Genomic DNA, 22,074 nt, shown 5'->3' with positions numbered 1-22,074 from the left:
CTGACGCAGTGGGTTTGACACCGTGGTACTAGGGCCCAGACTGGACATTCGCCAGACGCAGTCGCTGGTGATGACCCCGCAGTTGCAGCAGGCGATCAAGCTGCTGACGCTGTCCAATCTTGAAGTCGAAGCCTTTATCGGTGAGGCGCTGGATGCCAATCCGCTGCTCGACATGGCCGATGCCGGTGAACCCGCCGATGTGCCGGTCAATCCCGATCTGCGCCGCACCCATCTGGAATCATCGCCGGTCGACCAGCTGGTGGGTGAGGGCCGCGCGGCCGAAGATCGCCCGCTCGACATCGATCCCGCCACGCTCGACCGCGACCGCGATACCGGCGACGGCGGCGAACGTGCGGCCGTCGCCGACAGCGGCGACTGGAGCGCCGGCGGCGGCAGTGGCGCAGGTGAAGGCGATGAAGGTCCGGGGATCGAATCGCATGGCGGCGGCGAAGCCAGCCTGGCCGAACACCTGCATGCGCAGATCGGCGCGGTCACCCGCGATGCACAATTGCTGTTCATCGCCCGCTGGCTGATCGACCAGATCGACGATGCAGGTTATCTGCTGCAACCGCTGACAGAGGCGGCGCAGATGCTGGGGGTGCCGGTGCCAAGTGTAGAGGCAGCGCTGGCGCTGATCCACACGCTTGATCCGACCGGGGTGGGCGCGCGCGACCTGGGCGAATGTCTGGCGCTGCAGGCCAAAGAGGCCGACCGTTATGACCCGTGCATGGCGCGATTGCTGGACAATCTTGATCTGATCGGCCGGGGGGAACTGGCGCGGTTGCGCCGCATGTGCGGGGTTGATGAAGACGATTTTGCCGACATGCTGACCGAATTGCGCGGTTATGACCCCAAGCCCGGGCTGAAATTTGGTGGCGGGGTGGCGGAATCGATCGTGCCCGATATTCTGGTGCGCAGCGTGATTACCGCCGACGGTGCCAGCGGGTTCGACATTGCCATCAACCAGGCCACCCTGCCGCGGCTGATCGTCAACCGCAGCTATTTTGTCGAAATGCGCGGCGCCTGTGTAACCAGAGATGCGCGCGCCTGGCTGAGCGAACGGCTGGCCGATGCCAACTGGCTGCTGAAAGCGCTGGACCAGCGGCAAAAGACCATTTTAAAGGTGGCGAGCGAAATCGTGCGGCAACAGGATGGATTTTTCCGCCACGGGGTGTCGCATTTGCGCCCGCTGACGCTGCGCGCGGTGGCCGAAACCGTGGCGCTGCACGAATCGACGGTCAGCCGGGTGACCTCCAACAAATACCTTCATTGCGCGCGCGGCACGTTTGAATTGAAATACTTTTTCACCTCGGGCGTCGCATCGTCGGATGGAGAGGGCACCGTTTCGGCCGAGGCGGTCAAGGCCGCGATCCGCCAGCTGATCGATGCGGAGGATGCGGCGGCGGTGCTGTCGGACGATACGCTGGTCGATCTGTTGAAAGCGCGCGGGTTTGATCTGGCGCGACGCACCGTGGCCAAGTACCGCGAAGCGATCGGGCTGGGCAGTTCGGTACAGCGCCGGCGGCAAAAGGCGCTGGGGCGGACGGCAGCGGGCCAGGGGGCCGGCGCCCATGCATGATTGGCGTGAACAACCACGCGCACTGGGGACCAGAGCATGACCGAGGCCGATCCAGTGCCCGATGTCGATGCCCGCTCGGGTGCGCCAGTGCCGCCGGCGTTGACGCTGGGCGGTGTTCTGCGGCGGCTGGCGGTGGGGCTGGCGGTGGTTGGCGCGATCGGGGTTTCCGGCGTGGCGATTTACCGCAACCAGCGGCAAAGCGCAGGGCTGCCGATGGTGGCCGCCCCGGCGCCGCGCGAAACGCAAAGCGCCACGGTCGAAGACGAAATTACCCGGTTGCAACGGCAGGTGGCCGAAACGCCCGATGATGCCGATGCCTGGCGCACGCTGGGCTGGTCGTATTTTCAGCGTGACCAGTTTACCCAAAGCGCCGACGCGCTGCGCCAGGCGACGTTTATCGATCCGACCAACGCGCGCACCTTTTCGTTTCTGGGTGAGGCGCTGTTGCAGGCGCGCAAAGGCCAGCGGCGCATGCCGCACGAGGCGCGCGCGGCGTTCGACACCGCGATCCGGCTGGACCCCAAAGATGCGCGCGCACGCTATTACCGCGCGGTGGGCTGGGATCTGGCAGGGCAGCACCGCCGCGCGATCAACGGCTGGCTGGCGTTGTTGGCGGATACCCCGCCCGATGCGCCCTATACCGCCGACATCCGCGCGGTGATCAAGACGGTTGGCGCGCGCCACCATATCAAGGTCGACAAACGGCTGGCCGATGTGCGCTATATCCCGCCCGAAAGCGTGCCGGCCAAGGCAGTGCCCATTGCGCCCGCCACCAAGCCTGGTGCGCGTCCTGCCAGGCGCCCTGGTGGCGCGACGCTGCCCGGCCTGATCGGGGCACCGATGCGTGCGGTCGAAGATGTGCCCCAGCCTGCGCCATCCGACGCGTCGGAGCGGTGATGGCGCGGCAGGCGGTCTGACTGTACGTCAGTGCAGCCAAAAGCCTTACGCATTCTCCCCAATGTGGCCCTTTACGAAACCGTGGGGTGTTTACTCTATACCATAAATTAACCTTTCATGTTCATAGGTCATATGGTTAATGGACGGCGCGTCCCTTTTGCCGGGGAACGCAGCCATCGGGGGTAATGGCAAGAAGGGATTGATCAATGCGGGTTCTGCTGATCGAGGACGAGCCGACCACGGCCAAGGCAATTGAACTGATGCTGTCTGCAGAAGGGTTCAATGTCTATTCTACCGACTTGGGGGAAGAAGGCCTCGATCTCGGCAAGCTGTATGATTACGACATCATTCTGCTGGATCTCAACTTGCCCGACATGCACGGGTACGATGTGTTGAAAAAACTGCGCGTCGCCAAAGTGCAGACGCCGGTGCTGATCCTGTCGGGCATTTCCGAAATGGACAGCAAAGTGCGCTCGTTCGGGTTTGGCGCCGATGATTATGTGACCAAGCCGTTCCACCGTGAAGAACTGATCGCCCGCATCCATGCCGTGGTGCGCCGGTCAAAGGGCCATTCGCAATCGGTCATCCGCACCGGCAAACTGTCGGTCAACCTCGATGCCAAAACGGTCGAAGTCGACAGCGCGCGCGTCCACCTGACGGGCAAGGAATACGCGATGCTGGAACTGCTGTCGCTGCGCAAGGGCACGACGCTGACCAAGGAAATGTTCCTGAACCACCTGTATGGCGGCATGGACGAACCCGAACTGAAAATCATCGACGTGTTCATCTGCAAACTGCGCAAGAAACTGGCGCATGCCTGCGGCGGTGACAACTATATCGAAACGGTCTGGGGCCGCGGCTATGTGCTGCGCGATCCCGAAGAAGTACCGGCAACCGAAGCGGCCTGACCGGCCGCTTCACCGGGGCTCTGGCGTGCCCCGGTGTGTATACTCCCTGGAAAATGACCCGCCTGCTGGCGGGTCTTTTTTTGGTTGGTATACCGCGGTCTACACCCCCCTCCCTCGTCATTCCTGCCTTCGCAGGAATGACGAGGGAGAGGCTCGGCAGTGAGCCCGACTCAATGCGTGAGGGCCATGTCCAGATCGACGTCCGCCGCGTCTTTCGCCTGTGCCAGCGGTCCTGCCGGTGCCACCCGCGGCTTCGGCTTTGGCGCTAGCCAGATGAAGCACGCCGCCACTGACAGCACGCCCGCGCACGTCAGGAACACGGTGTTGGTGGCCAGGGTGACCGCTTCGACGGTGACCATGCGGTCCAGCATGATGCGGCCGGTCAGGCCGCGTGCCATCATGTCGGCGGGCGGGTGGATGATCCCGGTCAGTTCAGCGTGGGCATATTTGGTTTCATAATCCCACATCGTCGTCGTCAGCGATGTGGCAAATGCGCCCGACAGCGTGCGCATGAAATTCTGGATGCCGGCGGCGGATGCGGTTTCGCGCGGGCTCACCGATCCAAGCGCCAGCGTGGTGGTGCCGACGAAAAAGAACGGCATGCCGAACCCTTGCAGGAATTGCGGCATGGCGATGTCGAAAAAGCCCATGGTGCTCGCCCATTCCGTGCGCAGCAGCGCCATCGCCGCCAGCCAGGTGACGCCGAAACAGATCAGCGCGCGCACATCGACTTTGGTCGTCATCGCCGCCACGATCGGCGACATCACCACCGCCAGCACACCCATAAAGCCCATCGCCTGCCCGGCGACGGTCGCGGTGTAATCCAGATTGGTCTGCAAAAACAACGGTGTCAGTACGACCATGGCAAAGAATGCGGCATAGGATACGCTTTGCGTGATCACCGCGATGGTAAACCCGCGATGGCGAAACACCGACAGATCGACAATCGGATTGCGCTCGGTCAGTTCCCAGATCAGGAACGCGACAAAACCCACCACTGCGACGATGGCCAGTATCCAGATCGTGTCGCTGGCAAACCAGTCCGCCTCACGCCCGGTATCGAGCATGATCTGCAACGCCCCGACCCACACCACCACCAGCGCCAGACCGACGAAATCGACCGGGTTTTTGACCGTCGGCGTTTCGTACCGGCGGACCAGCCGCAGCGTGACCGCGGCGCACACCGCCACGATCGGCAGATTGATGAAAAAGATCCAGTGCCACGACAGATTGTCGGATATCAGCCCGCCCAGAATAGGCCCGGCGATCGGGGCGGAAACCGTGGTCATCGCCCACAGGCCCAGCGCGGCGCTGGCCTTTTGCGGGGGGAAAATGCGCATCAGCAGCGTTTGCGACATCGGCATGATCGGCGCCCCGCACAGCCCCTGCATCACCCGGAACGCGATCAGCGCCTCCAGACTGCGCGACAGCCCGCACAACAGCGAAAACAGCCCGAATCCGGCCAGTGACAGCAAAAACACGCGCACCGCGCCAAACCGCGCGGCCAGCCACCCGGTCAACGGCACGCAAATCGCCTCTGCCACGGCATAAGACGTGATCACCCAGGTGCCCTGGCTGGGGGATACCCCGATGCTGCCCGAAATGTGCGGGACCGACACATTGGCGATGGTGATGTCGAGCACCACCACAAAGTTCGACAGCGCCAGTGCAAACGCCGCCAGCAGCATCATCCCGCCCTGCAGCGGGGGTGCGGTAGGCGGGGCAAACTGGGGTGCGGGTCCGGCCATTTGCGCGCGCCTCAGTTGCTGCCGGTATCGATCGTGGCGTCCATCGACAGCCCCATGCGCAGCGGGTGTTGCGCCAGTTCGGCCCGATCAAGCGTGATCCGTACCGGCAGGCGCTGCACCACCTTGATCCAGTTGCCGGTGGCGTTTTGCGCCGGTATCACCGCCAGCGCCGATCCGGTGCCGCCCGAAAACCCGACCACGCGCCCGTGATAGACCACTTTGCCGCCATACAGGTCGGATGTCAGTTCCACCGGCTGACCGGGGCGCACGCGGCGCAGCTGACTTTCCTTGAAATTGGCATCGACAAACGCACGTTCGACCGGAACCAGGTTCATCACCGTGGTGCCGGCGGTCACGCGCTGGCCGACCTGCACGCTGCGCTGGGTGACCACGCCATCGCTGGGCGCGCGCACCACGGTGCGGGCCAGGTCGATCTGCGCCTGATCGCGCCGGGCTTTGGCGGCCAGCACGTCGGGGTTGGTTTCGGGGGTGGTGCCGCTGGTCAGCGCGGCATTGGCGGCCTGCTGTCCGTTGGCCGACCCGCGCGCCGCGCGCGCCTGTGCCAGCCCGGCACGGGCGGCGGCCAGATTGCCCTGCGCGGTGGCGAACGCGTTTTTCGCGCTGCTCAGCTCTTCGCCCGAAACCCCGCCATCGGCGGCCAGCGCCTGGCGCCGGTCCAGATCGATCCGCGCACTGGTCAATCCGGCCTCGGCAATCGCCACTTGCGCCTGCATTCGCGCGATGTCGGCCACGCGTTCGCCCACCGTCGCATCCAGCGCGCTGCCGGTGGCCAGCGTCTGCCGCGCCTTGCGCAGCGCGGCGGCATAATCGGCATCGGCGGCGGCCAGCGCGATGCGCGCATCGGTCGGGTCGATCACCAGCAGCACATCGCCCGCATGCACGCTTTGCGTGTTGCTGACCCGCACTTCGGCCACCACCCCGCCGGTCAGCGGGGTGACCGCCGCAACCTCTGCATTCACATAGGCATTGTCGGTTTCGACATAGCGCCCGCCGGTGATCCAGGTGTAGCCGAACCACACCAGTGCGATCACCACCAACAGGCCGCCAAACAGCGTGAAGGCGCGCCGTCGTGCCGGATTACCGGGCGTGGTCTGGTCAGTCGTGGCAGCAGTGTCAGCCATGGGGATCTCGTATCCTGCAGAAATTCAAAGGAAGATCGGGTAAATCAGGTGGTAAAGCCGCCGCCCAGCGCGCGGATCAGATCAACCCGCACAGCCAGCACGCGGCCCTCGCAATCGGCCAGCAACTGGCGGTTGCGCAACAGCGCCTCTTGCGCCGACAGCACCGCCAGATAGGGGGACAGCCCGCCGGTATAGCGCCGCCGTGACAGGTCAAACGCCTCCTGACTGCGGCCCACTGCCTCACGCGCGGCGTCCAGTTCGGTGGCGAGCGCGGTCTGCGCGGCGGCGGCATCGGCCACGTCGCGCACCGCTTGTACCAGTGTGTCATCATATTGCGCGACCGCCGCGTCATAGCCGCCGCGCGCCGCGGCATAACCACCGGCCAGCCGCCCGCCGGCAAACAGCGGCAGGCTGATCGCCGCTTGCGCCTGCCCGGTTTCCGATCCCGTTGCGGTCAGGTTGGCCAGCCCCAGCGATTGCGCGCCGACAAATGCCAGCAGGTTGATATCGGGGAAATAGGCCGCGCGCGCACCGCGCACCCGCGCCAGCGCCGCCTCTGCCCGGGCACGCGCCGCCGCGATATCGGCGCGGCGGCCAACCAGATCCAGCGCCAGCCGCGGCGGCAGCGGGATCAGCGCAAACTGCGCGGGGGCGGGCGGGGTCACCGTGGCGGCGCGGTCCGGCCCCGCGCCGATCAGCGCCGCCAGCCGGTTGCGCGCGAGGTGCAGCGCCTGATCCGCCGCGGCCAGATCGGCGCGCGCCACTGGCACGGCGGCCTCTGCACTGCGCTGTTCGGCACGGGTGTCGAGGCCGTTGATAACGCGTTTGGTCACCAGCGCGGCGGTCTGCGCGCGCACATCCAGCGCGGCGGCGGCGACATCGCGCAGCGCGGCAAAACGGCCCAGATCGGCATAGGCGGCCGCGACTTGCGTGGCGATGGTCAACCGCACTGCGCGCGCCTCGATCTGTGCGGCGGTGCGATCCGATGTGGCGGCCGCCAGCGCGGCATGGTTGCGCCCGAACAGGTCGAGGTCATAGCCGGCACTGACCTGCAACGATCCGTTGCTGTTCCACCCGTGCGGCACGAACACCGGCGGAAAACCCTGATTGTAGCTTTGCTTGATAGCGCCCGCGGCGCCATTGGCGGACAGGCTGGGCAACAGTGCGGCATTGGCGCTGCGGGCATAGCCATCGGCCATGTGCAGCCGCGCCGCCGCCATCGCCAGCCCGGGCGAATCGCCGATCGCCTGCTCAATCAGCGCGCTCAGCTGCGCATCGCCCAGCCCGCGCCACCAGGTTTCATCGGGCCAGGCACTGCCATCCGGACCGTTCAGGCTGGCGGCGGCCAGCGTATCGGCACTGCGCAACGCCGGCGTCGCCGCCATCGGCGGCGGGACTGCGCAGGCGCCAAGCAGCAGCGTGCACATGATCGCCAGCGACCGGTGCCGGTTGGGGTAGCGGAAAGCGGGGAAGGTCATCGATGCTCCGCAACTGGTGTACTGATCGGTCACTAGTGGCATTCCCATGCTTGACCCGGCGCTGTCAAGCGCTAGGTGCACGGCATGGTCACTAACTGTAGGCTAGCACGCACTACCCCGGATGCGCGGCGTGATCACATCATTGCTGTCGCGGCGGAGCTGTTTGCCCATGAGGGCTATGGCGCCACGTCGATGTCGACCATTGCAACGCGACTGGGCGGCTCAAAAGCCACCTTGTACAAATACTTTGCGTCGAAAGAGGCCTTGTTCGAAGCGGTGATGGAATGCCAGTGCGAACGCGTGCTGGCGCCCTTGCGCGATCTGCGCGGCAGCGATGGCGATGATCTGGAACCGTTGCTGGCCGAATTCGGCGTATTGTTCCTGACCAAGATCTATGAACCCGGTGCGCTCGATGTCTATCGCCTGGTGCATAGCGAGGGCACGCGCTTTCCCGAGCTGGCGAAGGTGTTTTTCCGCAGCGGGCCCGATGCCGCGATCGAGGAATTGCGCGCCACACTGGCGCGATTTGTGGATGCGGGGCGAATTGCCTGCCCCGATCTGTTGCTGGCGGCGGGGCAATACCTGGGTATGTTGCGCGGCGACCGGCATTTGCGGTTTGCGGTGGGCGGAATGCCGGCGCCGGATGATGCCGAAATCGCCCGCCATGCGCGCCATGCCGCGCGCATCTTTGTCGCCGGGGTCATGCCGCGCGCTTGACCGCAAGGGTACGGTTTGCCATCGCCCGGCCACCATGACCGTCGTTCCTCCCCACGATCCGACCACGCTCAACCGGCTTTATGGCCGGTCAAAGGGCAAACCGCTGCGCCCGTTTCAGCAGGGCCTGGTGGAACAGCTGCTGCCCCGCATCGCGGTGCCGGATGACGGTGCGGTGACCGCCACCCGCCTGTTCGGTCACGATTGCCCACTGCATTTTGAGGTCGGCTTTGGCGGCGGCGAGCACCTGGCCTATCGCGCCGATCTGCTGCCCGATCATGGCTTTATCGGCGCCGAACCGTTTCTGAACGGCGTGGCGCAGGCGCTGGCGCATGTCGATGGCGTGATCGGGCGCCATGGTGAACGCCGCGCGCCGCTGGGCAATGTGCGCATCCACCACGGCGACGCGCTGGAGGTGTTGCGGCGCATTCCCGATGGATCGTTGTCGTTCCTCTATCTGCTGCACCCCGATCCCTGGCCAAAGGCGCGGCATATCAAACGGCGGATGATGAACGATGGCCCGCTGCAACTGTTCGCGGCCAAGCTGAAACCCGGCGGCGAATTCCGTTTCGGCACCGATCACCCGGTCTATCTGCGCCACGCGCTGATGGTCATGCCGCGCCACGCCGACCGCTTTGAATGGCTGGCACAGACCCCGCGCGATTTCCAGGTCCGCCCGGGCGGCTGGCCCGAAACCCGTTACGAGGCAAAGGCCCGCGCCAAGGGGCACGAGGTCTGGTATTTCCGCTATCGCCGCAAATGATGCCAGCGTGGCGACCCGCCGCGTGGTTAACGGCCTGATAACCACCATCGGCTAAGGTGCTGACTGGCGATTACGGAATTGTGTCGAGGCCATGCATGATGGCGCGACCGCCGTGATCGGTCGGGAGTAACGGGCCATGGCATACACACCCAGTGCAGAGCTGATCCTTGCCGAAATGCGCGAATTCGCCGCGTTTGCGCCGGGCGAACAGCGCTATATCCGGCGCAGCCTGGATGTCGGGCTGGGCCGCACCGATGCGTTCCGGCTGTGGGCGCGCGATGGCGGGGAAACCGCATCGATCCGCAGCCAGTATGTCGTCTATCAGGATCTGAAACTGTTGCGCCGGGCGCTCGTGGCCAATGGCAATGCGCCCGCCCATCCCGGAACGTTCGACGGCCAGGATGCGATGGAATCGATCATGGGGCCTTTGCTGCGGGTGACCATTTTCGATCTGGCGCAGGAACGGCTGGGCGGTTTTTGCGCCTATCGCTTTTTGTACGAACGCCTGCTGGGCGCGGGGGTGCGGCCGTGGCTGCCCGGTGCGTTTTGCGGCGCGGCCGCGCTGCCACAGATCCGCCCCGACCGGCGCAAAGTGCTGTTGCAATCAATCAGCGAAGCCGCCGCCACCGCACCCGGCTGGTCACGCCGCGAACCGATCTTTGTGCCGGAATTTGTGGAATTGGAAGCGGCCTGATTGCGCCACCCACCGCCCTGCACCCCCGGCCCATCCACCCGACAAGGGACCTTGTGGGTGGGTGGCTCTTCCTAACCGCGATACAACGCATCGATCCGTGCGCCATAGCGTTCGCGGATCTTGTGGCGGCGGATCTTCATCGACGGGGTCAGTTCCTCGTTGGCGATGGCGAACGGTTCGTCGGCAAAGGCAAACTGGCGGACCTTTTCGATCACCGAAACATCGGCATTGACCCGGTCCACCGCGGCGCGGATCGCCGCGCGAAACGCGGGCAGGTCCTGCAGCGCGGCGATATCGAAATGTTCACCGGCGGCGCGCGCCCAATCCAGCGCCCATTCGGCATCGGGCACGATCAGCCCGACGATATAGGGGCGCTTGTCGCCGCTGATCATCGCCTGCGCGATTTCGGGTTGCAGCGTCAGCATCCCTTCGATCTTTTGCGGAGAGACATTGTCGCCCTTGTCGTTGACGATCATGTCTTTCTTGCGATCGGTGATCACGATCCGCCCGGCCTTGTCGAAATGGCCAATGTCACCGGTGTGCAGCCAGCCATCGCGGATGGTGCGCGCGGTTTCGGCCTCTGCCTGCCAATATCCGTGCATCACCAGTTCGCCGCGCACCAGAATTTCGCCATCGTCGGCAATTTGCACTTCGACATTGCGCAAGGGTGGCCCGACCGTATCCATGCGCACCCCGACGCGCGGGCGGTTGACCGAAATCACCGGCCCGGCCTCGGTCTGGCCATAGCCCTGCAACAGGGTCAGGCCCATCGCATCGAAAAACTGGCCAACTTCGGGGTTGAGCGGTGCGCCGCCCGCCACCAGCGCCTTCATCCGCCCGCCAAACCGTGCGCGGATTTTCGGCCGCAGCGTGACCTCCAGCGCCAGATCGAGCAACCGGTCGGTCAGCCGGCCCTTGCCCGCGGCACGCCGCGCGGTGAGCGCGAGCGCGCGGCCCATCAGCATGGTCGGGAACCGGCCCTGCTTTTCCACTTGCTTGATGATCCGCGTGCGCAACACTTCAAACAGGCGCGGCACCACCACCATCAGCGTCGGGCGCACTTCCTCGATGTTGCTGGCCAGCTTTTCCAGCCCTTCCGCATAATAAATGCACCCGCCCATGCCGATCGGCAGAAACTGCCCCGCGCTGTGTTCATAGGCATGGCTGAGCGGCAGGAACGACAGGAACACCTCGTCACCCCAGCTGAAATCCTCGCCCAGCACGTGCGCCGCGCCATCGACATTGCACAGGATTGCGCCGTGATGCTGGCGCACGCCGCGCGGCGCCCCGCCGGTGCCGCTGGTGTAAATGATGCACGCCAGATCACCCCGGCCGATCGTGGCCAGGCGCGCGTCGGCTTCGGCGCGGGCGATGGCGGCATCACCGCTGACCAGATCGGCCCAGCTGTGATAGTTCAACGCCCCCGACTGCATCTGGCGCAGCGGTTCGATACCGATGACATGTTCGACATTGGGCGTGCGCAGCGCCGCCGCCAGCAGCGGTTGTGCCAGTTTGGCGGTGGACACGATGATCGCCCGCGCGCCGGAATTTTCCAGGATATGGTGGTGGTCGCGTTCGGTGTTGGTGGTGTAGGTTGGCACCGTGATCAGCCCGGCGGCCATGATCGCCAGATCGGCAATGCACCATTCGGGGCGGTTTTCGGACACCAGCGCCACCCGGTCACCGGGATTGAGCCCGATCGCACGCAGTGACCGCGCCAGCAGGCACACCTGCTCTGCCGCGGTCGCCCAGCTGATCGTGGTCCACTTGCCGCCGCGCTTGGCCGCCAGCATGGGATGATCCCCGCGAGTCTCCGCACGGTCCAGAAACATCGCCACCAGATTGGGATAGCGGTCAAAATCGGTCAGTTGCACGGGTGTCTGCGATCCTCTGCCCCGGGCGTTGCGCCCCCGGTTGTGGTTGTTTCGTTCAGCCTAGGCCGGGCGTGCCGTTACGGCAAGCGAGACAGAATGCCGGTTGCCGATTGGCCCGCTTCGGCGATCACGGCGCGACGCTGGCGCCTTCGCTGCGCGGGTCGGCGGCACCGCGCCACCCGTCGGGCGTGTGTTCCACCGCGTTGGCCTTTAACCGCATCGGCATCGCCACCACTTTGGCGTGGCCCAGCGCGACCAGCGCGGGGATCATCGGTTCCAGCGCGGTGCCGGATTCCACCACCAGCGCCCCGCCATAGGGCATGACCACGCCCTGCGCGATCGCGGTGCGCGCATCCTGCCCCCAATCCAGCGTGCCGATCAGCACCCGCACCACCTGCACCGGGATGGTCAGGCCGCCCGCCGCCCCGGTGGCCAGGCGGATATTGCCCGCGCTGTCATAGACCACCACCGGGCTCATCGAACTGCGCGGACGCTTGTTCGGCCCGATCTGGTTGGCGGTTTCCTTGCCCCCGCTGTCGCTGGCAAAGTTGAAATCGGTCAATTCGTTGTTGAGCACATAGCCGTTGACGATCAGCCCCGATCCGAACCCGCTTTCCACCGTGGAGGTATAGCTGGCGACATCGCCGCGCGCATCGACCGCCACGAAATGCGTGGTGCCGTGTTCATCGACCGGGTTGGCGCTGGCATAGGCCATGACGGCACCCGCCGGTGTGCCGGGCGCCACCACGGGCATGGTGCTGCCCGCGCTGATCAGCGCTGATCGCGCGGAAATATAGCCCGGATCGAGCAGGCCTTTGGTGGGCACCTGCACAAACCCCGGGTCGGCGACAAACCGGTCGCGGTCGGCAAATGCCAGCCGTTCGGCCTCTGCCACCAGGTGCCAGGCCACCGGCGATGCCGGGCCCAGCGCCGCCAGATCAAACCGCTGCAACATGCCCATGACTTGCAGCACGGCGATGCCGCCGGCCGATGGCGGCCCCATGCTGCACACTTTCCAGGTGCGATAGGGGGCGCACACCGGCTCTGCGGTGCGGGCGTGATAGCGTCCGATGTCGGTCACGGTCATGGGCGCGGGATTGATCGGGCTGGTGCGCACATGCCGCGCCAGCGCCGCGGCATTGGCCCCGCTATAGAACGCACGTGGGCCCAACTGCGCCACTTGGGTCAGTATCTTTGCCAGCGCCGGATTGTGGATCACCGTGCCCACCGGCAGCGCCGCGCCCGCCGCATCGAACCACAGCGCGCGACCCGCCGGATCAAACCCGGCCGAGGATTTCATCGACGCGACTGAGGCATTCAGCCGCGGCGTCATGGCATAGCCATCGCGCGCCAGCCGGATGGCGGGGGCAAACAGCCGTGCCCACGGCAGGCGCCCGTGGCGGGCATGCGCCAGCGCGGCCAGCGCCAGATTGCCCGGCACGCCAACGCTGCGTCCGCCGGGAATGGCCTCGCCATGATCGAGCGCATGGCCATCACGCACAAACCACTGGGCATCGGCCGCCGCCGGTGCGGCTTCGCGCCCGTCAAAGCTGTCGACATGGCCATCGGCGCCGGCGGTGACCAGAAAGCCGCCGCCGCCAATGCCCGAGCTTTGCGGTTCGACCACGCCCAATGCCAGCATCGTGGCGATCGCCGCATCGGTCGCGCTGCCGCCCGCGCGCAGCATGGCCGCGCCGGCGGCAGCGGCGCGGGGATCGGCAGCGGATACCACACCGTGGAATCCGGCCGACGCGGGTTTTGCCGCAGGCGCGCGCGCGGCAACGGGCTGCGACAGCAGGGCGACGGCGGCCAGCGCCGCGTGAACAGGTCGGAACAACATCGTCCGGACCCTATACGACGGCGCGGCTATTCGCTACCCACCGCTTCGGCAATGCTGCCCATGCCCTCGGCCCGGACCCGTGCCTCCAGCCCGCGCACGATGTCGCGCACCAGGCCCGGGCCTGCATAGACCAGTGCGCTGTAAACCTGCACCAGGCTGGCGCCGGCACGGATGCGCGCCCAGGCGTCATCGGCCGACGCAATCCCGCCCACCCCGATCAGCGGGATCAGTCCGCCGCTGCTCTTGCGAAAATTGCGCAGTCGCTGCAGCGCCAGATCGCGCAGCGGTTCGCCCGACAATCCGCCACTTTCGCCCGCGTGCGGCGATCGCAGCGGCGGCCGCGCCAGCGTGGTGTTGGACACGATCAGCGCATCGATCCGCCGGTCGATGGCGATGCGGCAGATCGCATCGATATCGGCCAGCGCCAGATCGGGCGCCAGTTTCAGGAAAATCGGCGCAGGCTGGTCGCCGCGTGCGGCGATCACCGCATCCAGCAGCGCGCCCAGCGCGCCTTCGTCCTGCAATTCGCGCAAACCAGGCGTGTTGGGCGATGAAATGTTGACGGTCAGGTAGCGGGCCAGTGGCGCCATGATCGTGGTCATGCGCGCATAATCGGCGATGCGGTCGGTCGAATCCTTGTTGGCGCCGATGTTCACGCCGACAATGCCGGGCACCGACGGCCGCGCCCGCAGCCGCGCGGCCACCACATCGGCACCCTGGTTGTTGAAACCCATGCGGTTGATCACCGCGCGATCCTCGATCAGCCGGAACAGCCGCGGGCGCGGGTTGCCTGCCTGTGGACGCGGCGTGACCGTGCCCACTTCGACCGCGCCAAACCCCAACCCCAGCATGGCATCGGGCACTTCGGCATTCTTGTCGAACCCGGCGGCCAGCCCGACCGGGTTGGGAAAGGCGATACCCGCCACGCGCTGGCACAGCGTCGGGGTCATGGTCGGCTTGTGCGACAGGGGTGCCAGGCGCAGTGCTGCGATCGTCAACCGGTGGGCAGGTTCAGCGGGAATTTTGAACAGGGCAGGGCGCAACAGATTGTAAAGCATGGGCACGGGAAAATCACATCGCGATCCGGCCAGTATGGCCTGCAAGGTTGAAGCCTCACCCTTGGGCGAGCGCCTGGCCCCCGCCAAGTGGGAAATGGTACCAATTTCGCCAGAGCCCGGTATTTTTTTACAGCCGCGCGGGCATCATGACAACATTTGTAATGCGATTTTGTCGAATCCGTCCAATGCACGAATCGCACAATGCCCTAGCGTCCGCCCTGCGACCCGAAGAGCCTGGTGCAGTGATGCAACGGGTTCTCGACTTCAGGGGCGGCCAGGGCATTATGCCCGGCCGCCCTTTTTTTGTTCGGCGGTTCGGGCCAGGCCATGAACCATTCCGGTTTGCGCGCCCGTGCCGCGCGGACCGCCAACAGGCGGCGTTAAGTGCGACTCATGCGCCCGGTTGCTGCGGCCACAGGGGCAAATGCCACCAGCGCCGCACGGCCACCTTGCCATTCGCAATCACGACACCTAGATAAACCAGACCGAATCAGTCCGATTTGGGCCAGAGGTCGTTGAAATGCGTCTTTCCAGCATGGCCGATTATGCCGTGGTCACCATGACCGCCGCCGCGCGGCATTGCGGTCATGCGCGCGTTTCGGCACAGCAGCTGGCCGATGAAACCGGTCTGCCGGCGCCAACCGTGCAGAAACTGGTCAGCAAACTGTCGGCCGCCGGGCTGTTGCGCGGGATGCGCGGCGCGGGTGGCGGGCTGGTGCTGGCGCGGCCGTCGGCGGCGATTTCGCTGGCCGATATCATCGAAGCGGTCGAAGGCCCGATCGCCATGGCCGCCTGCAGCGAACGCCTGCGCAATGAAAAGGGCCGGCATGACTGCACACTGGAAAGCGCGTGTCTGGTGCGGCCGCACTGGCCGGTGGTCGATGCCGCACTGCGCGGTGCGCTGGCCGGCGTTTCGCTCAGCCAGTTGGCCGCCCCCGCCCGTACCGCGACCCAGACCGCCCCCGCAATGATCGAGATTCACGCATGAGCGAAGACCTGAATGTTTCGGTAAAGGATCTGGCCCCGGTCAAGGATGTCGCCGCGCGTGAAGCGGCGGCGCGTGCCGCCGATTACGAACACGGCTGGTCGTCGGACATCGAACAGGAATACGGGCCTAAGGGCCTGTCCGAAGACACCGTGCGCTATATTTCGGCCAAGAAGGATGAGCCGGAATGGATGCTCGACTGGCGGCTGAAGGCCTATCGCCACTGGCTGACGATGACGACGCCCGATTGGGCAAAGCTGTCGATCCCGCCGATCGATTACCAGGCCGCCTATTACTGGGCCGCGCCCAAGACCAAGGATGGCCCCAAAAGCCTGGACGAAGTCGATCCCGAAATCCTGCGCATCTATGAAAAGCTGGGCATTCCACTGGCCGAACAGGCCGTGCTGGCCGGCGTCGAAGGTGCACGCAAGATCGCGGTCGATGCGGTGTTTGACAGCGTGTCGGTGGCCACCACGTTCCGCAAGGAGCTGGAGGCAGCAGGCGTGATTTTCCGTTCCATCAGTGAGGCGATCCGCGAATATCCCGACATGGTGCGGCGCTGGCTGGGCAAAGTCGTGCCGATGCACGACAATTACTTTTCGGCGCTGAATTGCGCGGTGTTTTCCGACGGCACGTTTGTCTACATCCCCGAAGGCGTGCGCTGCCCGATGGAACTGTCGACCTATTTCCGCATCAACGCCGAAAACACCGGGCAGTTTGAACGCACGCTGATCGTCGCCGACAAGGGATCGTATGTCTCTTATCTCGAAGGCTGCACCGCGCCGCAGCGCGATGAAAACCAGCTGCACGCCGCGGTGGTCGAACTGGTCGCGCTCGATGACGCCGAAATCAAATATTCGACCGTGCAGAACTGGTACCCCGGCGATGCACAGGGCAAAGGCGGCATCTATAACTTTGTGACCAAGCGCGCGCTGTGCCAGGGCGCGCGCAGCAAGGTCAGCTGGACCCAGGTCGAAACCGGGTCGGCGGTGACGTGGAAATACCCCAGCTGCGTGCTGAACGGTGAAGACAGCGTGGGCGAATTCTATTCGGTCGCGGTGACCAACAATTACCAGCAGGCCGATACCGGCACCAAGATGATCCACAACGGCAAGGGCAGCCGATCGACCATCGTGTCAAAGGGCATCAGCGCCGGCAAATCGAACAACACCTATCGCGGGCTGGTGCGCGTGGCCGCCGGTGCCGAAGGGGTGCGCAATCACACGCAATGCGACAGCCTGCTGCTGGGTGCCACCTGCGGCGCGCACACCGTGCCCTATATCGAGGTGCGCAACCCCAGCGCGATCATCGAACACGAAGCAACCACGTCGAAAATCTCCGACGACCAGCTGTTCTACGCCATGCAGCGCGGCCTGGCGCAGGAAGACGCGGTCGCGCTGATCGTCAACGGCTTTGCCCGCGAAGTGCTGCAACAATTGCCGATGGAATTCGCGGTCGAGGCGCAGAAATTGCTGGGCATCAGCCTGGAGGGCAGCGTTGGATAACCTCTCCCCCCAACAAGATGCGCTCCGCCTCAACTCCCCTCCCCTTCAGGGGAGGGGCCGGGGGTGGGGCCTCTCGGCCACGTTCCTCGCAGAATTGAATCAGCGAGCGTGCAACATGCGCCGCAACCCCACCGAACCCGAAAAACGCTTGTGGCGCGCGTTGTCCAACGGCCAGTTGGGTGGCCATAAATTCCGCCGCCAAGCCGTAATCGGGCCTTACATCGCCGATTTCCTATGCCCGCAAAAGGCGCTGGTTGTCGAAGTCGATGGCGATACGCACGACGTTGAATATGATGCGCGGCGCGATCAGGCACTGACCGACTATGGATTGCGCGTCTTGCGGGTGACCAACCCCGAAGTGATGGGCAATCTCCATGGAGTGTTGCAGCATATCCTGGCTGCCCTGCATGAATCGCCAGATCGTTGGCTCAGCGCTGAAGAACGCGAAGGGGTCACGGAATGAACCGGTCGCACGGCTACTCCCTTCCCCTTCAGGGGAGGGGCCGGGGGTGGGGCCTCTCGGCTGCACTCCACACTGGATTCCACGCGCGAACGGCGGTTCTGCTCCACAACCGCATTCAAAAGGCGTTGGAGCTTGGGGATGGGCCCCACCCCAACCCCTCCCCTGAAGGGGAGGGGCTTTATTCCATCAAAACGAGAGTGCGATCCGGCGTAAATCTTGAAAGAGCGGTGCGCTAATGTTTGGCCGATATCGCAGCAAATTGCTCGATCGCTCCTATGAGCTTGTTAGTCGATTCAGCCAAATTGAGGTTCGGTCAAAAAGAGGTCATGAAAAAGCACTTTTATCTGCCAGACAAGGTCTATTGAATAATGCAGATGAAATGGGATTTTACCAGATTGCTGTCGTTGCCGAACGCAACATAGGTGCATTTGGTCTTGTAGATCGTAATTTGAGAAATGGCCATTTGCTTTCATTTCTTTACAGCGGCTCGATAAGTCGCGCAGAAATTTTGGCTGATGAGTTGGAAGAATATTTGGACTTCTGCGACGGCGGCGCGGCTGCTGGCAGTGCCGCCTTTTTCGCAATGATGAATGATCGAGAAAATTAGATGCTTGAAATCACCAATCTTTCCGCCACCGTCGCGAACAAGCCGATCCTCAAGGGCCTGTCGCTCACCATCAACGCGGGCGAAATCCACGCGATCATGGGCCCCAACGGCGCGGGCAAATCGACGCTGGGCTACACGCTGGGCGGGCGTCCGGGTTATGACGTGACCGGCGGCAGTGTCATGTTTGACGGGCAGGATCTGCTGGCGCTGGCGCCGCATGAACGCGCCGCCGCCGGGCTGTTCCTGGGGTTTCAGTACCCGGTGGAAATCCCCGGCGTATCGATGGTGCAGTTTCTGCGCGAATCGCTGAATGCGCAGCGCAAGGCGCGGGGGCAGGAACCGCTGTCGGGCGGGGCGTTCCTGAAACTGGCGCGCGAACAGGCCACATTGCTCAAACTCGATGCCGACATGCTGAAACGCCCGGTCAATGTCGGGTTTTCGGGCGGTGAGAAAAAGCGCGCGGAAATGGTGCAGATGGGGATTCTCGATCCCAAACTGGCCATCCTCGATGAAACCGATTCCGGGCTCGATATCGACGCGCTGAAGGTTTGCGGCGAAGGGATCAACGCGATCATGCGCCGGCCGGACAAGGCCGTGCTGCTGATCACGCATTACCAGCGCCTGCTCGACTATGTGAAACCCGATTTCGTGCATGTGCTGGCCGGTGGCCGCATCGTGCGGTCGGGCGGCGCCGATCTGGCGCTGGAACTGGAAGAAAAGGGCTATGAGGCGGTGGCGGCATGACCATGCCCGCCGCCCTGCCCACCCGCCATGATGAGGAATGGCGCTATGCCGACCTGGGCGCGCTGGCGCCGGTCTGGCCGATCGCGACCGAAACGATCGTGGTTGTGGCCGGCGATACGGCCGCGCGCACGCTGGTGATCGACGGCGCGGGCGTCCATGACATCGCCATCACGCTGGGCGCAGGCGCACGCATGACGTTTCACGTGCTGAACGCTGCGCGCGGCTATGGCCGGGTGGCAATCCGCGTCACGCTGGCGCGGGGTGCGCATTTCCATCTGGGCGCGGCGCAACTGGCGGGTGGTGATCAGACGGTCGAAATCGTGACCGAGGTGGTCCATGCCGAACCCGATGCGACCTCTCGCCAGGTGGTGCGGCAGGTGCTGGCGGGCAAGGCTACGGGCAATTACCTCGGCCGCGTGGTGGTCAATCGCGGTGCCATCGGCAGCGATGGCGAACAATCGATCCGCGCGATGCTGCTCGATCGCGGGGCGACCGCCAATGCCCGGCCCGAACTGGAAATCTATGCCGACGATGTCAAATGCGCGCATGGCTGCGCGATCGGCGAACTCGACAAGGATGGGCTGTTCTATCTGGCCAGCCGCGGGCTTCCGCCGGCGGCAGCCAAGGCGCTGATGCTGCAGGCGTTCCTGGCCGAGGCATTTGCCGGGGCCGACGATGAGGAAGCCCTGACCACGGTGGCGCTGTCCGCGCTGGAGACACTGTTGTGAACGCGCCTGCCCAGATCCTGACCAGCCATGACGCCGATGCCTTTCCCGGGTTGCTGACCCGCGACGGCGCACGCTGGCACTATCTGGATAGCGCGGCCACCGCGCAAAAACCCAATGCGGTGATCGATGCGGTCACGCGCGCGCTGGGGCCGGACTATGCCACCGTCCATCGCGGGCTTTATGCCCGCTCGGCTGACATGACCATGGCGTATGAGGCGGCGCGGCGGCAGGTCGCGGCGCTGATCGGCGGGGCGGAACACGAACTGGTGTTCACCCGCGGCGCGACCGAGGCGATCAATCTGGTCGCGCAAAGCTGGGCTGTGGCCAACCTGAAACCGGGCGATCGCATCCTGCTGTCGATGCTGGAACACCATTCCAACATCGTGCCGTGGCAATTGATCCGCGCGACCACCGGCGCGGTGATCGATGTCTGCCCGCTGACCCAGGATGGCCAGATCGATCTGGACGCGGCGCAGGCGATGCTGACCCCGGCGCACAAGCTGGTGGCGTTTTCGCACGTGTCGAATGTGCTGGGCGGCGTGCTGGATGTCGCCCGCGCGGTGGCGCTGGCGCATGGCGTAGGCGCAAAGATCCTGATCGACGGGTGCCAGGCAGTGGCGCGGGTGCCGGTCGATGTCGCGGCGATGGGCTGCGATTTCTACGTCTTTTCCGCGCACAAGTTGTACGGCCCCACCGGGATCGGCGCGCTGTGGGCGCGGGGCGATCTGCTGGATGCGATGCCGCCGTGGCAGGGCGGTGGATCGATGATCGACCGGGTCACGTTCGCCGAAACCACCTGGGCGCCTGCACCGCAACGGTTTGAAGCCGGCACGCCCGCGATTGCCGAGGCGATCGGGTTTGGCGTCGCCGCCGACTGGGTGCGCGGCAAAGGCCTGGCCGCGATCCACGCGCATGAATCCGCGCTGGTGGCGCAGGCGCGCGAGGCACTGGGGCGATTGAACGCGGTACGGTTGTATGGCCCCGCCGCCAGCGCCGGGATCGTCAGCTTTACCATCGATGGTGTGCATCCGCATGATCTGGGCACGATCCTGGATGAGGAAAACGTCGCCATCCGCGCCGGGCACCATTGCGCGCAGCCGCTGATGGCGCATCTGAATGTGCCCGCCACCGCACGCGCCAGTTTCGCACTGTACAGCGATCAAACCGATATCGCCGCGCTGGTGCGCGGGATTGAACGCACGCTTAGAATTTTCGCATGACCGGGAGTTTTCGCATGGCCGAGGAGCGCAATTTTACCATCGAGGAAGTGGGCGAGGTGGCAGCGCCGCGCCGCGCGATGGTCGATGATGTGGTGGAAACGCCCGAAACCCCGACGGAAACGCTGGAACGCAAGCGTGACTATCTTGAAGGATTTCTGGCCGAACGCCCGCAGGCGCTGGGCGCCAATGAGCCGGGCGGCGAACTGTACGACGCGGTGATCGCCGCCTTGCGCGAAATCTATGACCCCGAAATCCCGGTCAATATCTATGACCTGGGGCTGATCTATGGCGTGGAAATCGATGCCGATGCCCATGCGGTGGTGTCGATGACATTGACCACGCCGCATTGCCCGGTGGCCGAATCGATGCCCGGCGAAATCGAACTGCGCGTCAGCGCGGTGCCCGGCGTGCGCGATGCAGAGGTCAATCTGGTGTGGGACCCGCCGTGGGACCCCGCCAAGATGAGCGACGAAGCCAAGCTTGAACTGGGGATGTTGTAACCATGGACACCGTTACCCGCACCCGCCCGGTACGCGAACGCCCCGCCGCCGTGGTGCTGACCGAGGCATCACAGGCGCGCATCGCCAAACTGATGGGTGAAGCCCCCGCCGATGCCATCGGTGTAAAGCTGTCCACGCCGCGCCGCGGCTGTTCGGGGCTGGCCTATTCGGTCGATTATGTGACCGCCGCCGATCCGATGGACGAACGCATCCAGACCCCCGGCGGTACCTTGTTTATCGATGGCGGATCGGTGCTGTACCTGATCGGCAGCACGATGGACTGGGTCGAGGACGATTTTCAGGCCGGATTCGTGTTCGCCAACCCCAATGCCAAGGGCACCTGCGGCTGCGGCGAAAGCTTTACCGTTTAGGTTTCGGGGTCAAGCCACATAGGCACCAACTTTCTCTGTTTTTTGCCCGACTCCCCACGGCCCGCTCATCCTTAGCCTGTCGAAGGATGCGTGCAAACGCCGGCCAAATGCGTGGAAGATGACCCGGTTCAGCCGTTGCGCGCATCCTTCGACAGGCTCAGGATGAGCGGGGGTTGGTTGGATTCGGAATTGATTTCAGGCATAAGTTCAAGCCCGCCATGACGCAATCGTGGTGTTCGGCCGCCCGCTCCGCACC

Annotated in this window: 21 protein-coding genes; 15 read left to right on the top strand and 6 right to left on the bottom strand. The window is 64.8% G+C overall.

Going from position 1 to position 22,074, the window contains the following annotated elements; translation table 11 throughout:
- Window positions 1–22: 22 nt before the first annotated feature.
- The 3 genes from rpoN to ctrA all read left to right on the top strand — a co-directional run bounded on the left by rpoN (window position 23) and on the right by ctrA (window position 3,384).
- Complete coding sequence (rpoN, locus tag ABWP89_RS00170; protein ID WP_353226409.1) at window positions 23–1,579, top strand: RNA polymerase factor sigma-54; 1,557 nt, start codon at window positions 23–25, stop codon at window positions 1,577–1,579.
- A 36-nt stretch (window positions 1,580–1,615) separates the two neighbouring features.
- Window positions 1,616–2,476 (top strand): tetratricopeptide repeat protein, encoded by an 861-nt coding sequence (locus ABWP89_RS00165; RefSeq protein ID WP_353226408.1) that lies wholly within the window; start codon window positions 1,616–1,618, stop codon window positions 2,474–2,476.
- Window positions 2,477–2,682: 206 nt separating this feature from the next.
- Window positions 2,683–3,384 carry a response regulator transcription factor CtrA gene (ctrA, locus tag ABWP89_RS00160; protein ID WP_353226407.1) on the top strand — a complete coding sequence of 234 codons (702 nt, stop codon included), beginning with the start codon at window positions 2,683–2,685 and terminating at the stop codon, window positions 3,382–3,384.
- Window positions 3,385–3,554: 170 nt separating this feature from the next.
- Here the strand turns inward: ctrA and ABWP89_RS00155 are convergent, their stop codons facing one another.
- The 3 genes from ABWP89_RS00155 to ABWP89_RS00145 are packed head-to-tail and all read right to left on the bottom strand — an operon-like array spanning window position 3,555 to window position 7,752.
- Window positions 3,555–5,132, bottom strand: a complete 1,578-nt coding sequence (locus ABWP89_RS00155) for a DHA2 family efflux MFS transporter permease subunit (RefSeq protein WP_353226406.1) — start codon at window positions 5,130–5,132, stop codon at window positions 3,555–3,557.
- An 11-nt stretch (window positions 5,133–5,143) separates the two neighbouring features.
- On the bottom strand, window positions 5,144–6,274 hold the full coding sequence (locus ABWP89_RS00150) for an HlyD family secretion protein (protein ID WP_353226405.1): 1,131 nt from the start codon (window positions 6,272–6,274) through the stop codon (window positions 5,144–5,146).
- Window positions 6,275–6,318: 44 nt separating this feature from the next.
- Window positions 6,319–7,752 carry an efflux transporter outer membrane subunit gene (locus tag ABWP89_RS00145; protein WP_353226404.1) on the bottom strand — a complete coding sequence of 478 codons (1,434 nt, stop codon included), beginning with the start codon at window positions 7,750–7,752 and terminating at the stop codon, window positions 6,319–6,321.
- A gap of 84 nt (window positions 7,753–7,836) precedes the next feature.
- On the opposite strand from ABWP89_RS00145, the gene ABWP89_RS00140 reads away from it, so the two are divergent.
- The 3 genes from ABWP89_RS00140 (at window position 7,837) to ABWP89_RS00130 (ending at window position 9,923) form a co-directional block, all read left to right on the top strand.
- Window positions 7,837–8,469 (top strand): TetR/AcrR family transcriptional regulator, encoded by a 633-nt coding sequence (locus ABWP89_RS00140; RefSeq protein WP_353226403.1) that lies wholly within the window; start codon window positions 7,837–7,839, stop codon window positions 8,467–8,469.
- Between the two features lie 34 nt (window positions 8,470–8,503).
- Complete coding sequence (trmB, locus tag ABWP89_RS00135; protein WP_353226402.1) at window positions 8,504–9,229, top strand: tRNA (guanine(46)-N(7))-methyltransferase TrmB; 726 nt, start codon at window positions 8,504–8,506, stop codon at window positions 9,227–9,229.
- Window positions 9,230–9,365: 136 nt separating this feature from the next.
- On the top strand, window positions 9,366–9,923 hold the full coding sequence (locus ABWP89_RS00130; RefSeq protein WP_353226401.1) for a hypothetical protein: 558 nt from the start codon (window positions 9,366–9,368) through the stop codon (window positions 9,921–9,923).
- A gap of 71 nt (window positions 9,924–9,994) precedes the next feature.
- Here the strand turns inward: ABWP89_RS00130 and ABWP89_RS00125 are convergent, their stop codons facing one another.
- From ABWP89_RS00125 to ABWP89_RS00115, 3 genes are all read right to left on the bottom strand, one after another.
- Entirely contained in the window at window positions 9,995–11,797 is a 1,803-nt protein-coding gene (locus tag ABWP89_RS00125; protein WP_353226400.1) for an AMP-dependent synthetase/ligase, read from the bottom strand.
- A gap of 127 nt (window positions 11,798–11,924) precedes the next feature.
- Window positions 11,925–13,637, bottom strand: a complete 1,713-nt coding sequence (locus tag ABWP89_RS00120) for a gamma-glutamyltransferase family protein (protein WP_353226399.1) — start codon at window positions 13,635–13,637, stop codon at window positions 11,925–11,927.
- 26 nt (window positions 13,638–13,663) lie between these two features.
- Window positions 13,664–14,695 (bottom strand): quinone-dependent dihydroorotate dehydrogenase, encoded by a 1,032-nt coding sequence (locus ABWP89_RS00115; RefSeq protein ID WP_353226643.1) that lies wholly within the window; start codon window positions 14,693–14,695, stop codon window positions 13,664–13,666.
- 520 nt (window positions 14,696–15,215) lie between these two features.
- Here ABWP89_RS00115 and ABWP89_RS00110 point away from each other — a divergent pair.
- The 9 genes from ABWP89_RS00110 (at window position 15,216) to ABWP89_RS00070 (ending at window position 21,818) form a co-directional block, all read left to right on the top strand.
- Window positions 15,216–15,683, top strand: coding sequence for an RrF2 family transcriptional regulator (locus ABWP89_RS00110; RefSeq protein ID WP_353226398.1), 468 nt, complete (start codon window positions 15,216–15,218; stop codon window positions 15,681–15,683).
- Entirely contained in the window at window positions 15,680–17,185 is a 1,506-nt protein-coding gene (gene sufB, locus ABWP89_RS00105; RefSeq protein ID WP_353226397.1) for a Fe-S cluster assembly protein SufB, read from the top strand. Before ABWP89_RS00110 ends, sufB begins: the two co-directional genes overlap by 4 nt.
- On the top strand, window positions 17,178–17,648 hold the full coding sequence (locus tag ABWP89_RS00100) for an endonuclease domain-containing protein (RefSeq protein WP_353226396.1): 471 nt from the start codon (window positions 17,178–17,180) through the stop codon (window positions 17,646–17,648). Before sufB ends, ABWP89_RS00100 begins: the two co-directional genes overlap by 8 nt.
- Before the next feature lie 235 nt (window positions 17,649–17,883).
- Complete coding sequence (locus ABWP89_RS00095) at window positions 17,884–18,255, top strand: hypothetical protein (RefSeq protein ID WP_353226395.1); 372 nt, start codon at window positions 17,884–17,886, stop codon at window positions 18,253–18,255.
- Window positions 18,256–18,999, top strand: coding sequence for a Fe-S cluster assembly ATPase SufC (gene sufC / locus ABWP89_RS00090; protein WP_353226394.1), 744 nt, complete (start codon window positions 18,256–18,258; stop codon window positions 18,997–18,999).
- The gene (locus ABWP89_RS00085; RefSeq protein WP_353226393.1) at window positions 18,996–19,727 is read left to right on the top strand and encodes a SufD family Fe-S cluster assembly protein; all 732 of its coding nucleotides are present in this window, start codon (window positions 18,996–18,998) and stop codon (window positions 19,725–19,727) included. Before sufC ends, ABWP89_RS00085 begins: the two co-directional genes overlap by 4 nt.
- Window positions 19,724–20,947: an aminotransferase class V-fold PLP-dependent enzyme gene (locus tag ABWP89_RS00080; protein ID WP_502915193.1), complete on the top strand. Its 1,224-nt coding sequence runs from the start codon at window positions 19,724–19,726 to the stop codon at window positions 20,945–20,947. The genes ABWP89_RS00085 and ABWP89_RS00080 overlap by 4 nt, the downstream gene beginning before the upstream one ends.
- Window positions 20,948–20,961: 14 nt before the next feature.
- On the top strand, window positions 20,962–21,447 hold the full coding sequence (locus ABWP89_RS00075; protein WP_353226641.1) for an SUF system Fe-S cluster assembly protein: 486 nt from the start codon (window positions 20,962–20,964) through the stop codon (window positions 21,445–21,447).
- A gap of 2 nt (window positions 21,448–21,449) precedes the next feature.
- A complete protein-coding gene (locus tag ABWP89_RS00070; RefSeq protein WP_353226392.1) occupies window positions 21,450–21,818 on the top strand; it encodes a HesB/IscA family protein in 369 nt (122 codons plus the stop codon).
- Window positions 21,819–22,074 lie beyond the last annotated feature (256 nt).

The organism is Novosphingobium sp., assembly GCF_040398825.1.
In the GTDB taxonomy this organism is placed as follows: domain Bacteria; phylum Pseudomonadota; class Alphaproteobacteria; order Sphingomonadales; family Sphingomonadaceae; genus Novosphingobium.
Note: the sequence above shows the minus strand (reverse complement) of the source record. Positions and strands in the feature narration are given on the sequence as shown.